The 14,102-nt window shown below is 33.3% G+C and carries 9 protein-coding genes; 6 read left to right on the plus strand and 3 right to left on the minus strand.

The genetic code is table 11. The features are described 5' to 3' along the window. The first annotated feature begins 68 nt into the window (after positions 1–68). The 4 genes from gyrA to GM921_RS04910 all read left to right on the plus strand — a co-directional run bounded on the left by gyrA (position 69) and on the right by GM921_RS04910 (position 6,362). Positions 69–2,657 carry a DNA gyrase subunit A gene (gene gyrA, locus GM921_RS04895; RefSeq protein WP_182921483.1) on the plus strand — a complete coding sequence of 863 codons (2,589 nt, stop codon included), beginning with the start codon at positions 69–71 and terminating at the stop codon, positions 2,655–2,657. Between the two features lie 22 nt (positions 2,658–2,679). Then, complete coding sequence (locus tag GM921_RS04900; protein ID WP_182921484.1) at positions 2,680–3,762, plus strand: tetratricopeptide repeat protein; 1,083 nt, start codon at positions 2,680–2,682, stop codon at positions 3,760–3,762. Positions 3,763–3,850: 88 nt separating this feature from the next. Next, positions 3,851–4,984 (plus strand): tetratricopeptide repeat protein, encoded by a 1,134-nt coding sequence (locus tag GM921_RS04905; RefSeq protein ID WP_182921485.1) that lies wholly within the window; start codon positions 3,851–3,853, stop codon positions 4,982–4,984. A gap of 169 nt (positions 4,985–5,153) precedes the next feature. Further along, positions 5,154–6,362 (plus strand): TCR/Tet family MFS transporter, encoded by a 1,209-nt coding sequence (locus GM921_RS04910; protein ID WP_182921486.1) that lies wholly within the window; start codon positions 5,154–5,156, stop codon positions 6,360–6,362. On the opposite strand, the gene GM921_RS04915 is transcribed toward GM921_RS04910, so the two are convergent. Then, positions 6,359–7,711, minus strand: a complete 1,353-nt coding sequence (locus tag GM921_RS04915) for a PhoH family protein (RefSeq protein WP_182921487.1) — start codon at positions 7,709–7,711, stop codon at positions 6,359–6,361. The two genes, GM921_RS04910 and GM921_RS04915, sit on opposite strands and share 4 nt — an antisense overlap. Positions 7,712–8,567: 856 nt before the next feature. On the opposite strand from GM921_RS04915, the gene GM921_RS04920 reads away from it, so the two are divergent. Then, positions 8,568–10,724 (plus strand): FUSC family protein, encoded by a 2,157-nt coding sequence (locus tag GM921_RS04920; protein ID WP_182921488.1) that lies wholly within the window; start codon positions 8,568–8,570, stop codon positions 10,722–10,724. 162 nt (positions 10,725–10,886) lie between these two features. Beyond that, on the plus strand, positions 10,887–11,297 hold the full coding sequence (locus GM921_RS04925) for an organic hydroperoxide resistance protein (RefSeq protein WP_182921489.1): 411 nt from the start codon (positions 10,887–10,889) through the stop codon (positions 11,295–11,297). A 65-nt stretch (positions 11,298–11,362) separates the two neighbouring features. Here the strand turns inward: GM921_RS04925 and bioB are convergent, their stop codons facing one another. Then, positions 11,363–12,364 (minus strand): biotin synthase BioB, encoded by a 1,002-nt coding sequence (gene bioB / locus GM921_RS04930; protein ID WP_182921490.1) that lies wholly within the window; start codon positions 12,362–12,364, stop codon positions 11,363–11,365. A 39-nt stretch (positions 12,365–12,403) separates the two neighbouring features. Beyond that, on the minus strand, positions 12,404–13,753 hold the full coding sequence (mgtE, locus tag GM921_RS04935; protein WP_182921491.1) for a magnesium transporter: 1,350 nt from the start codon (positions 13,751–13,753) through the stop codon (positions 12,404–12,406). Positions 13,754–14,102 lie beyond the last annotated feature (349 nt).

The raw sequence follows: 14,102 nt of genomic DNA on the forward strand, positions 1-14,102 counted from the left end.
ATTTTGTTAAATTCGCAAGGTTATAGTAAAACCTAATTTAAATTCGTTTTTAACGAACAACATTATTTATGGCAGAAGATTTAGAAAATCAAGAGAACGACAAAATCATTTCAATAAACATAGACGAGCAGATGAAATCTGCTTACATCGATTATTCGATGTCCGTTATTGTAAGTAGGGCTTTGCCTGATGTACGTGACGGGTTAAAACCAGTACACCGCCGTGTTTTATACGGTATGTTAGATTTAGGTTTAGGCGCAGGAAAACCTTATAAAAAATCTGCTCGTATTGTGGGAGAGGTGCTCGGTAAGTATCATCCACATGGCGATTCATCTGTTTACATGACGATGGTACGTATGGCTCAACCTTGGAGTTTGCGTTATTTAATGGTAGACGGACAAGGTAACTACGGTTCAATTGATGGCGATTCGCCTGCAGCAATGCGTTATACGGAGGCACGTTTCCAGAAAATGGCCGAAGATATGTTAGCTGATATCAATAAAGACACAGTTGACTTTCAATTAAACTTTGATGATTCGTTGCAAGAACCAACCGTTCTTCCCGCTAAAGTACCAAATCTGCTAATTAACGGTTCATCTGGTATTGCTGTTGGTATGGCTACAAACATGGCGCCGCACAATATTACGGAGGTTATTAATGCAACGATTGCTTATATTGATAATAACGAAATCACCATTCCTGAATTAATGAAATTTGTAAAAGGTCCTGATTTCCCGACAGGAGCTATTATTTATGGCTATACAGGAGTGCAAGATGCTTTTGAAACTGGTAGAGGGCGTATAGTAATGCGTGCTAAAGCAGAAATTGAAACCGTTAAAGACCGCGAAACAATCATTGTAACTGAAATACCTTACCAGGTAAATAAATCAATGATGATTGAGCGTACAGCTGAATTGGTTGGTGAGAAAAAACTAGAAGGTATTTCTAATATTAAAGACGAATCTAATAAAGATGGTATTCGTATTGTTTATGAAATTAAACGTGATGCAAATGCTAGTATCGTTTTAAATAATCTGTTTAAACAAACCGCATTACAAACTTCATTTAGTGTAAATAACATTGCTTTGGTTAATGGCCGTCCGCAAATGTTAAACCTAAAAGATCTAATTCGTCATTTCGTAAATCACAGACATGATGTTATTGTTCGTAGAACGAAATTCGAATTATCAGAAGCTGAAAAAAGAGCACACATTTTAGAAGGTTTATTAATTGCTTTAGATCATATTGAAGAAGTAATTAAATTAATTCGTGCATCAAATACTCCAGAAGAAGCAAGAGTTGGCTTAATGGAGAAATTCGGTTTAAGCGACATTCAAGCGAGAGCTATACTTGATATGACCTTACGTAGGTTAACTGGTTTAGAGCGTGATAAAATTAAAGATGAGTATGCAGAGCTGATGAAAACCATCGAGTATTTGAAATCTATTTTAGCCGATGAAGCTTTACGTATGCAAATTATAAAAGATGAATTAGCAGAAATGTTAGATAAATATGGCGATGAACGTAGAACAACAATTGTTCATTCGGCAGAAGATATGAGCATGGAAGATTTCATCGAAGACGAAGAAGTTGTAATTACTATCTCACACGAAGGCTATATTAAACGTACTCCAGCAACAGAATATCGTACACAAGGTAGAGGTGGAAAAGGTTCAAAAGGAAGTGATTCGAGAAATGAAGATTTTATTGAGCATTTATTAATCGCTACAAATCACAATTACATGTTATTCTTTACCGAAGCAGGTCGTTGTTTCTGGTTAAGAGTTTATGAAATTCCAGAGGGAAGTAGATTAAGTAAAGGAAGAGCATTACAAAACATCATCAACATACCAAAAGAAGAAAAAGTTAAAGCTTATATCAAGGTTAAAAATTTAAAAGACCAAGATTATTTAGAGAATAACTTTATCATTATGTGTACTAAAAAAGGTACCATTAAGAAAACTTCATTAGAGGCTTATTCTCGTCCGCGTGTTAACGGTATTAACGCCATTAATATTAATGAGGGTGATCAATTATTAGAAGCAAGTTTAACTACTGGAAGTAGCGAAATTGTAATGGCATTACGTTCTGGAAGAGCAATTCGCTTTAATGAAAGTAAAGTTAGACCAATGGGTAGAACTGCAACTGGCGTTAGAGGAGTAACTTTAGCACATGATAAAGATGAAGTTATTGGTATGATTGCTATTGAGGATTCATCTGCAACGGTATTGGTAGTATCAGAAAAAGGTTACGGTAAACGTACCGATATTGATGATTATCGCGTTACAAATAGAGGTGGTAAAGGTGTTAAAACAATTAACGTAACCGAAAAAACTGGCGCATTAGTTGCTATTAAAAACGTAACAGACGCTGATGATTTGATGATTATTAACAAATCTGGTATTGTAATTAGAATTGTTGTTAGCGAACTAAGAGTAATGGGAAGAGCAACGCAAGGTGTTCGTTTAATTACTTTAAAAGGTAATGATGAAATTGCATCGGTAGCTAAAATTGAACACGAAGATGAGGTTGAAGAAGTAGAAGAAGCAGAAATTGTTGATGGCGAAGAAGCTTCAACAGAAAAAGTTGAGCCTACAGACGAAGCTCCAAAAGAAGACAACAATACTGATACTGAAGAAACAACTGAAGAGAATTAATATAATTTCAAAAACTAAAAACATGAAAAAAGTACTTTTAAGTATATTATTTGTAGGTGTGGCTACACTTGCAAATGCTCAAAAGAGTGAAGTGGCCGAAGCGAAAAAGGCGTGGAATATATATGGATTAACAGCTGAAAAAAGCACATTTGATAAATCAATGTTAGCTTTAAATAATGGGTTAAAACATACAGATAATGCTATTGCTAATGAAAAATCTAAAATTATGCCAGATGCTTGGTCTTATAGAGCATTATTTGCATCTGCAATAGCTTACACAGATTCAGTAAATATTGATAATGCAATTGCTAAACAAAAACTTGCTGTGGATGCTATTGCTCAAGCAAAAAGTTTAGATACAAAGGGCGAGGAAAAAGATAACATTAGATCAGCTGAAGTTAATATTCGTAATGCCATAAATAGTAGAGCAATAAGAGCTTATAACAAAAAGGATTACAAAGCAGCATTAACACTTTTTAATGAAATAATTGCACTTAATCCAACAGATACTGCAATGTATATTAATGCAGGTGTTACAGCTAAATTAGTAGAAAACTATCCTGAGGCTATAAAAAACTTCAAAAAGGTAATTAGCTTTAATGTGCCAGAAACTAAGAATTTTTATTCTGAAACTATTTCTATGACTTTAGCAAATATGAAAGATACTGTAGCTGGTTTAGCCTTACTTAAAGAAGCTATTGCAAAATATCCTGATGATGATGGTTTTATTGGAACAGAAACAGATATTTATATTGCGAAAGGTGACATTGTTAAATCCCAAGATGCGTTAAAAAAATTAATTGCTAAAGATGCTTCAAAAGCAGTTTATCATTATTTAATGGGCGATACTTATTACAAACAAGCATTAGCTCTACAAGGAGATAGAAGTAAGTTAGATCCCAAAAAAACAAAGGAATTTGATGCAATAACTGCAAAAATGATTGTATTAATTGATCAATCTTTACCATTTTATAAGAAAGCAATAGAGATAGATCCTAAATTCGTGTCTGCATTAGAAACGTTAAAACAGATTTATGCTTTTAAAAATGACACTGCAAATTACAACGATATTAAGAAAAGATTAGAGGCTATACCTGCTAATTAAACAATATTGCAAAGAATGGATGAAGAGGGATGATTTATTTTATCCCTCTTTTTTTATTATTTTTGCTTATGAAATACCTTTCTATACTATGAAAAACAAATTTTTATTACTTTTTATCTGTATTGTTGCTTTTAAAGCGAATGCTCAAAAAACCCAAGTTCAGCTGGCACAAAATAGCGTGGGAAAACTACAGGCAAGCATTGCAAACAAAGAAGAAGTAAAAAAACAACTTACGATAATAGGTGAGGGGATTAAAGCCATTGAAGCTGCTCAAAATGATAAAAAAACAAAAAATTGGGCAGAAACATGGGCAATAAAAGCATATTTAAGCTCTTATATTTCGATAATTGATGATAACGAAACGAATGCAGATAAATATTATGGTTTAGCAAATGATGCATTAGATAAAGCAACTAAACTAGATAAATATCAAGACAATTCTGGGTTAATTAAAGCATCAACTTATAACATAAATATTAAAAAGCAAATTGAGGGAAATCATGCTTATCAACAAAATGATTTCATAACAGCTTTTAACTTGTTAAAACAAGTAAGTGATTTCTTGCCAAAGGATACAACCTTAGCTGTAAATGTGGCGTTATGTGCTCAAAATATTCAATCGTATGATGAAGCACTAAATTATTTTAAAAGAGCGAAGGAAAATGGAATTAAAAATCCTGTAGTTTTTCAAAGTATGGCGAGTATTTATTCATCTAAGTTTGAGAGCGAATTAGCTATTAAAACACTTGAGGAGGGTTTAAAACTTAATCCATATCATCCATTTTTAACAAATGATTATATTAATTTATTATTGGATAATGAAAGATATGATGCAGCTGTTAAAATAATCGAAGGCTCAATAGCAACTGAAAAACGCAGCAAATTGCTATTGTTTTTATTTGGTTATTTACAGCAATCTCAACTAAATAATAACAGTACTGCAGAACTAGCTTATAAAAAAGCATTAGATATTGATCAGAATTATTTCGATGCATTGTATCAATTAGGATTAGTATATGTAAATAATGCCAACAGTTCTCTAAAAGAAAAAAACACGCCAAAGTTTGCATCTTATATTAATCGTGCAGAATTTACATTACTTCGTGCTCACGAAATAAATTTAAATGATAGAAATACTATTCAACTCTTAATTGAAATCTATACAAGAAAGAATAGGTTAGATAAAGTTCAAGATTTAAAGAGAAAGCTTAATGAGTTTTAATAGGTATATGTGATAATTGGAGAGGTTTATAATTTATTACTTAACATAATTATAATTATATGACATATAAATAAACTCTAATTTAATTGAAACAACATTAAAACTATATGTTTCGAATACATAAACTTATTAAAATAAAATAATATTTTTACGGGAAGTTTAAATACTAATGAGTCAGAAAAAATCAGCTTTAGGTTTCATATTTATCACCATATTAATTGATTGCATTGGTTTCGGAATTATCATTCCAGTATTACCAAACTTAATTAAAGAACTTTCTGGCAAATCTTTAGCTACGGCATCTGAATATGGCGGTTTATTATTAGTTGCTTATTCTATAGCGCAATTCATTTTCTCTCCAATTGTTGGTGGTTTAAGTGATAAATTTGGCAGACGTCCAATTTTATTGATATCACTTTTAGGTTTAGGTATTGATTACATTTTCTTGTCATTTGCTCCAACTTTGGGATGGTTATTTGTAGGTCGAGTTATTGCAGGAATTACGGGTGCAAGTTTCACAACGGCAATGGCTTACATTGCAGATATTAGTACACCAGAAAAGAAAGCTCAAAACTTTGGAATGGTTGGTGTAGCATTTGGTATTGGTTTTATTATTGGCCCACTTATAGGCGGTTTATTTAGTCATATGGGATTGAGAGTTCCTTTTATGATTTCTGCTGGATTAGCACTTTTAAACTGGCTATACGGTTATTTTATCTTACCTGAATCGTTAAAACCAGAAAATCGTAGAGAATTCTCTTGGAAAAGAGCAAATCCAATTGGTTCGATGGTTAGTGTTGCCAAATATCCAGCAATTATAGGTTTGGTAGTAGCTTTATTGCTATTATTTATTGCAAGTCATTCTGTGCAATCAAATTGGGGATATTACGTAATCGAGAAATTCAATTGGAATTCATCTATGATTGGCTATTCATTAAGCATTGTTGGAGTTGCTGTAGCTGTAGTTCAAGGAGGTTTAATACGGATTATTATTCCAAAAATTGGTAATAAAAAGGCGATTATTTTGGGTTTAATCTTATATATAATTGGTTTTACGTGCTTTGCATTTGCACCAAATGGATTAATGATGATGATTTTTATACTTCCTTATTGTTTAGCAGGAATTGGAAATCCAGCAATGCAATCTATTATTTCGAATCAAGTTCCAGCTAATGCACAAGGCGAAATTCAAGGAATTGTAACGAGCATGCAAAGTGCTGGAGCTATTTTAGGTCCATTTTCTATGGCTTACATTTTTGCACACTTTATTGCAAAAGGCAATGGCATATATTTTCCTGGTGCACCATTTATTTTTAGTGTTTTTCTTACCTTAATTTCGTTAATTATTACAATTGCAACCTTAAGAAAACATCATTAAAGTAATTCTGTAGCTAAATTTGCCAATTCACTCCTCTCCCCTTTTTGCAATGTAATGTGCGCATAAAGCGGATGTTTTTTAGCATTTTCTATCAAATAAGATAATCCATTGCTTTCAGAATCGAGATAAGGTGTATCAATCTGATAAATATCTCCTGTAAAAACTATTTTAGTATGCTCTCCAGCACGAGATATTATCGTTTTAATTTCATGTGGAGTAAGATTTTGTGCCTCATCTACTATGAAAAATATTTTAGTAATCGTTCTACCACGAATAAAAGCTAAAGGCGCAATTTCAATCTTTTCTGTACGAATAAGTTCATCAATTTTAAATAACATCTTTTCATCAGCAGCAAATTGCTCCCTAATAAACTTTAAATTATCCCAAATTGGCGCCATATAAGGATCAATTTTTGATTTTACATCGCCTGGTAAAAAGCCAATATCTTTATTACTTAAAGGAACTATTGGCCTGGTAATATAAATTTGTCTGAAATTCTTACGCTGCTCTAAAGCACTTGCTAAGGCCAATAAGGTTTTACCTGTACCGGCATTTCCTTGTATCGTAACTAATTTAATATCTGGATTAAGTAAGGCATCAATTGCAAAAGACTGCTCCGCATTACGCGGATAAATATTAAATATTGGATCTTGTTCTACATTTCTCAGGCTTTTGGTAGTTGCATCATAAAAAGTAATGGCACTTTTCTTTTTGTTCTTTAAACTATAAAAATGATTTGAATCGGTATAAGGTAAGTTTAACAAAGAAGCATCTATAGTTCCATTCTTTTTTAACTCATCAATTGCTTCAGCAGAAAAATCTATTAGCTCTGTTTTACCTGTGTAGAGTTCGTCGGCGTTTTTAATTTTACCAGTTTCGTAGTCTTCAGCATATAAATCAAGAGATTTAGCTTTTAAACGAAGGCAAATATCTTTAGAAACTAATATGACTTTACTCTTTGGATTTTCTTCTTTTAAAACTAATGCAGCATTTAAAATCCGATTATCAAATTTACCTTCACCAAATAGTTTTTCAGCATTTATTTTTTTAGGGTTTTCATCTAAAATAATTTTAAACTTCCCTAAACTAGTTTTCTTTAAAGAGAACCATTTATTAATGAGATGGCTTTTTGAAGCCTGATCTATCAATCTAATAAAACTTCTAGCTTCGAAATTACGTGTATCATTACCACTTTTAAAGTTATCAAGTTCTTCTAAAACCAATACTGGAACAGCAACATCATGCTCTTGAAAGTTATTAACGGCATCGTGGTCGTACAAAATAACTGAAGTATCTAGTACAAATATTTTTTTTGTAACGTTTTTTTCCTGAAGTTCTTTCTTTGCCATGGTGCTTTAAAATTAGCGTTTAGCATTTAAAGATTATAGTTTATTTGAGAATAAAAAAACCTATAAAAAGCAAAACGGAGACCCTCTTCTTGCGATTTGGTTCTCCGTTTTAACCCTATGTTTAACCGTAATTAAAAATAAGGCATCAATTGAATATACTTAACCTTTATTCGTAGTTGTTGTCATTCTTGCGAACTTCAAAACTCGTTTATAAAATTATAACTTATATTGCTTTACTCCGTAAAATGCCGCAATTAGCTATAATGTCTGATGGTAGTAAAACAAACAAATTATCGGTTTTGCAACCGGTTAGTCCTTCAAAACCCATCTGTTCTTGCAAATGATCTGGTTTCTATTACTCAATTTTTTACATGCTATCCGTCTTGCGACTTCTTAATGTAAACCAACTTGCATTTTGCAACGCTTCGTCAGATTTGATTTAACTTGATGAAAATTCCCAAAAATTTCAGTCTTGCGACTTCGTTTTTGTTTTGGATTATTCTATCAGACTGTCAAAGTACTTCGTTATTGATATCATCTAAATTAGCGCTTGAAGCAACACATGTCAAGTAAAATCGATTTATTTTTTTAACAAGTTATACACTTAATAAAGTGAGTTGTTAACATCATCGCTATGGTAATAATCAGTATTGATGTTATAACAGATAACACTTAACGTTTGTTTGCATCTTGTTTATTAACAATTTCATATGCTCACCTTATTCACATTTAGCTTGTAATATCTAAATTTTCATATTCACAATTCTGCTTATTTATCAGCTTTGCTTAAAATAAATGCAATTTATATATCTACTTTTCGACGAATTTTAAACCTCAAATAATGTAAATTTGTAGCATGCTCCATCGGCCAATTAGAAACATACAAGATTTTTTGCTCAGCACTTATTTCGCAGATGGTTTACGTATTACAATTGGCGTACTTTGCCCCTCTTTAATTTTAGCACAATTTGGCATGCTACAATACGGCATGACTCTATCACTTGGTGCACTATGTATTAGTGTTGTAGATACTCCTGGACCAATTGTACATCGCAGAAATGCAATGCTAATTACCACCGTTTTACTTTTTGTAATATCTATTGTTATCGGTTTAACTAATAAAAACATTTACGTTACCGGAACATTGTTGGTGATTTGCAGCTTTATTTTCTCTATGTTTTTCTTGTATGGCAATAGAGCAGCTTCTATAGGCACATCTGTTTTGCTAATTATGGTGCTAAGTATAGATGATATTAGACCATGGAAAGAAGTAATTTTTTATGCAATACTTATTTTTGCAGGTAGCATTTGGTATACGTTATTAAGTTATTTTGTGTATCGGCTACGCCCATATCGACTAGTTCAGCAAACGTTAAGCGATTCGATACATCAGGTTAGTGAGTTTTTAAGAGCTAAAGCTAAGTTCTATCATGAGAACACCGATTACGAAAAGAATTATGCAGAGTTACTTCAACTACAAGTTCATGTACACGAAAAGCAAGATGAAGTACGCGATGTATTATTTAGAACTAGAGAAATTGTAAGAGAATCTACACCAGAGGGAAGATTTCTTTTACTCGTTTTTGTAGATATGGTTGATCTTTTTGAACAAGTAATGTCTACCTATTATAACTACAAACAATTACACGAACAATTTGATTCAGCTGGAATACTGCACCAATATGAAGGAGTAATTAATAAAATTGCTGAATCTCTTGATGAAATTGCTTTTGCGTTAAAAAGTGGTGGCACACCTACCCTTTCTGCTGAATTAGTTAAAGATGTAGCGGCGCTAAAGGAAGAGATTAATGTTTTAGAAACAAATGCCGATGAGCGATACAATACCTTAGGACTGATTGCACTTAAAAATATAGAGGTTAATATCGAAAACATTCTTGGTAGGGTTAAAACCATTACTGGTTATTTTAATAAAAAAGAAAAGAAGAATTTAAAGCATAGAGATATTGATGTAGAAAAGTTTGTAACCAAACAAAAGTTTGATGTTAAACTATTAGTAGATAATTTAACCTTCAACTCTTCTACTTTTAGGCACTCTTTACGTGTTGCCATTGTAATGCTAATTGGTTTTGTAGTTGCTAAGAGTTTTGATTTTGCCCATAGCTACTGGATTTTATTAACCATTTTAGTTATTTCTAAACCTGGTTTCAGCTTAACGAAAGAAAGAAATTACCAACGTATAATTGGTACGGTTGCAGGTGCTTTTATAGGGATGGGCGTTTTAATTTACGTTCATGATAAAAATACACTCTTTATAATTCTACTCGTTTGCATGATTGGTTGTTACAGTTTTCAGCGGAAAAACTATGTAGTTAGCGTACTCTTTATGACGCCTTATATTCTCATTCTATTTGATTTTTTAGGTATGGGAAGCCTTTCTTTGGCTAGAGAACGAATTTACGACACCTTAATAGGTTCGGGTATTGCTTTATTGGCTAGCTATTCTTTATTCCCTAATTGGGAACATGAAAAGCTAAAAGAAGCGATGATAGATACCATTAAAGCGAACAGAGATTATTTTAAAGAGGTAACCCTTTTATACTTTGAGCAGGGTACTAATTTCACCAATTATAAACTTGCCCGAAAAGAGGTATATGTAAACTCATCTAACTTAGCATCGCTATTTCACCGGATGTTTTCTGAACCCAAAAGCAAACAACTTTACATAAAAGAACTGCATCAGTTTACAGTATTTAATCATTTATTATCATCATACATTGCAACCTTACTGTTGTATAATAAAGAACATGATTTCGTGTACTTAAACTTTGAAGAGTTAAAACCAGTTTCAGATAATACCATTTACTTACTAAATCAGGCAACAGAAAACTTAACTTCTCCTAAAGAAGAAATTATTAACGTTCCGCTAATACGTCGTAAAAATGTGAATGAATTAGCAAGTGAGAACGAGAATATGATCATAGCCGAGCAGTTTGATCTGATACAAAAGGTAGCTTATGATATCTTTAAGTTAACTGAAAAACTTAAAATCTAGTTTTTAACCACATAAGACATTTAAGAATACCTTAAGTTTGGGAGTACTTCGACTACGCTCAGCTTGACAACGACATTTATCAAGTTTACTTTCTTCCTACTAGGAAATAATAAAAACAACTGCTTCACCATTTTGTTAATCTTAAAAGAATAACGAAAACATATGGAAAAGCTATATACAGCCTCTGTTACCGCAATTGGCGGAAGAGATGGTCATATTAAATCAAGTGATGGAACTTTAGATTTTGAACTGAGAAAGCCAAAAGAACTTGGCGGACAAGGTGGTGCAACTAACCCTGAGCAATTATTTGCTGCTGCATGGGGTGCCTGTTATTTAGGTGCTTTAGGTAGCGTAGCCGAACGTGATGGTGTTGACATTAGTGCCGCAAATGTAAATGTTCATGTATCTTTTAATAAAGATGGAAATGCTTTTGTGCTCTCTGCAGATTTAGATGTACACATACCTGGTATATCTCATGAAGATGCACAAGCTTTAGCAGATAAAGCGCATCGTACTTGCCCTTACTCTAAAGCTACTAGAGGGAACATAGAGGTAAGAGTTACGGCAGTTTAATTAGTCTATAGTTAATAGACCATAGCTATACATGCAAGCTATGGTTTATTAACAACTATCAGTTCTTATACTAAAACCTCTTTTTTAACCGTATTCTCAGGTCTACCGTTTTTAAACGCTTCTCTAGTTTTTAAACCAAGCAGTTCAAACATTGCCATATCATCTACAAAAGCTGGGTTTGGTGTAGTTAATAATTTATCACCAGCAAAAATAGAATTAGCGCCTGCCATAAAACAGAAAGCTTGCTCTAGCGTACTCATTTCATTTCTTCCAGCACTTAAACGCACTACAGATTTTGGCATAACAATTCTAGCAGTAGCTATCATCCGTACCATTTCCCAAATAGGAATACGCGGTTGGTTTTCTAAAGGAGTACCTTTTACTGGTACTAATGCATTAATAGGCACAGATTCTGGATGTTTTGGCATATTGGCTAATGTTTGCAACATCGAAACGCGATCTGCAACTGTTTCACCTAAACCTACAATACCCCCACTGCACACAGTTAATTTCGCCTTGCGTACATTTTTTATGGTATTTAAACGATCATCGTATGTACGTGTAGTAATAATGCGTTTATAATCTTCTTCTGATGTATCTAAATTATGGTTATACGCATATAAACCTGCATCAGCCAAACGTTGTGCTTGGTTTTCAGTCAGCATACCCAGCGTACAGCAAACCTCCATATCTAGTTCATTAACTGCTTTCACCATATCAATAACACGGTCAAAATCTCTGTTATCTCTAACCTCTCTCCAAGCCGCACCCATACACAAGCGAGATGCGCCACCAGCTTTAGCCGTTTTTGCAGCATCAACCACTTGGTCTACTTTCATTAAAGCCTGTACATCTACATCAGTATGGTAACGGGCAGCTTGTGGACAATAAGAGCAATCTTCGGCACATCCGCCAGTTTTAATAGAGATTAATGAGCTAATCTGAACCTCATTGTAATCTGCATTTTCACGATGAATACTTGCAGCCTCATACACCAAATCTAAAAATGGTTTATTATAAATAGCTGTAATTTCTTCGGTAGTCCAATCGTGTTTTAGTGTTTGCATAGTTATGTTGTACGTTATAAGTTCTACGTTTTAAGTTAATTATAAAAGTAATTTACTGGCTAAACCTAATATAAGTAAAAAGCCAAAAACATCGGTAAAGGTGGTAATAATTATAGATGATGCAATAGCAGGATCTATTCCAACTCGTTTTAAAACTAATGGAATACCTGCGCCTGTTATACCAGCGATAATTAAATTACCTGTCATGGCCATAAAAATAACCACACCCAACATTAAGTTAGAATCAAAGAAATAGGCGAAAATTAATACAATTAATCCAGTAACTGCACCATTAATTAAACCTACTGTAAATTCTTTTAAAACAGCTCTATAAGCTTGGTCATCAGTTAAATCATATAATGAGATACGCCTAACAGTTACTGCCAAAGCTTGTGTTGCCGCATTACCACCCATGCCCGCAATAATGGTCATATAAGCAGATAATACTTTGAGAGTACTTAGTGTATCTTCATATTGCCGTATAACTGCAGATGCTAAAAAGGCAGTACCCAAGTTAATAATTAACCAAGGCAAGCGAGACTTTACCGCATCAATCCAGTTACCACTCAGTTCCTCGTCTTCAGATACCCCAGATATTTTCAGGAAATCTTCTGTGTTCTCATCCTCCAACACATCAATCACATCATCAAAAGTAACGCGACCAAGTAAGTGCATATCATCATCTACAACAGGTATACTGGTTAGGTTGTATTGCGAAATCAGCTTTGCTACCTCCTCCTGATCGGTTTCTGCTTTCACATACACCACATCAGCATTTACCATTTCGGTTATTTTAGCATTGCCTTTTGCCTTAATAATATCCTTTAAAGAAACTATTCCTTTAAATATGTTATTGTCATCAACTACGTTTACAGTATAAAACTCTTCTATTTCTTCACTCTGACGTATAATTTCAGCAATTGCATCCTTTTTGGTAAGGTTCAGGTTAATTCGAATAACCTCGGTATTCATTAAACCACCTGCAGTCTTTTCGTCGTAACTTAATAGATTACGAATGCTCGATGCATCGTCCTCGCTCAGATCTTCTAAAATTTCCTTTTGCTCGTGTTCCTCTAACTGCGAAATAATATCCGTTGCATCATCATAATCCAGCTCCTCAACAATTTCGGTACGCTTATCTGGGTGCAATTGTAGCAGTAATTCTTCGGGGTGCGCCTCCTCATGCATCTCTGCAATTACATCCGAAGCAGTTTCTACATCTAGTAAATTAATAATACGATGTTGGTCGTCGCTGCTTATGCTTTCAAATAAAATAGCTATTTCCGACGCGTGATATTCTGCCAGTGTAGCTTTAAGCAGTTCATTATCACCACTTATTGCTTGCTTTAGCTTAGAAACGTCTGTTTTATCTAAATCAAATGATTGCATAGGATGCTAAGATAGAAATAATTTAGTTTTGAAATGGCATTTAAGGGGGTGTTCATATGTGTTTTTTAGGTTATTTTTTGGTGGTTTATTGGTGTTACCTCATTCGCACTAATGAGTGTTTTTGGTAATGCGTTTTTAAAGTGGTTGTATTTGCGAGGTAGAGCCTGCCCCGACTTTTCTGGAAAACAATTTTTTTTAGTTTATTAGTTGCAAATAAGTAAGTTTTGATTTATTAAAAACATTATAAGTGGTGTTTTAATGAAAATAATTTGTGTTTTAACATAATTTTATCGCCTATTACTGGGATAATTAGTTTTTTAATGAGGATGTAAAGCTTTTTAATGTGTGT

This window comes from Pedobacter planticolens (genome assembly GCF_014172375.1).
Taxonomy (GTDB): Bacteria; Bacteroidota; Bacteroidia; order Sphingobacteriales; family Sphingobacteriaceae; genus Pedobacter; species Pedobacter planticolens.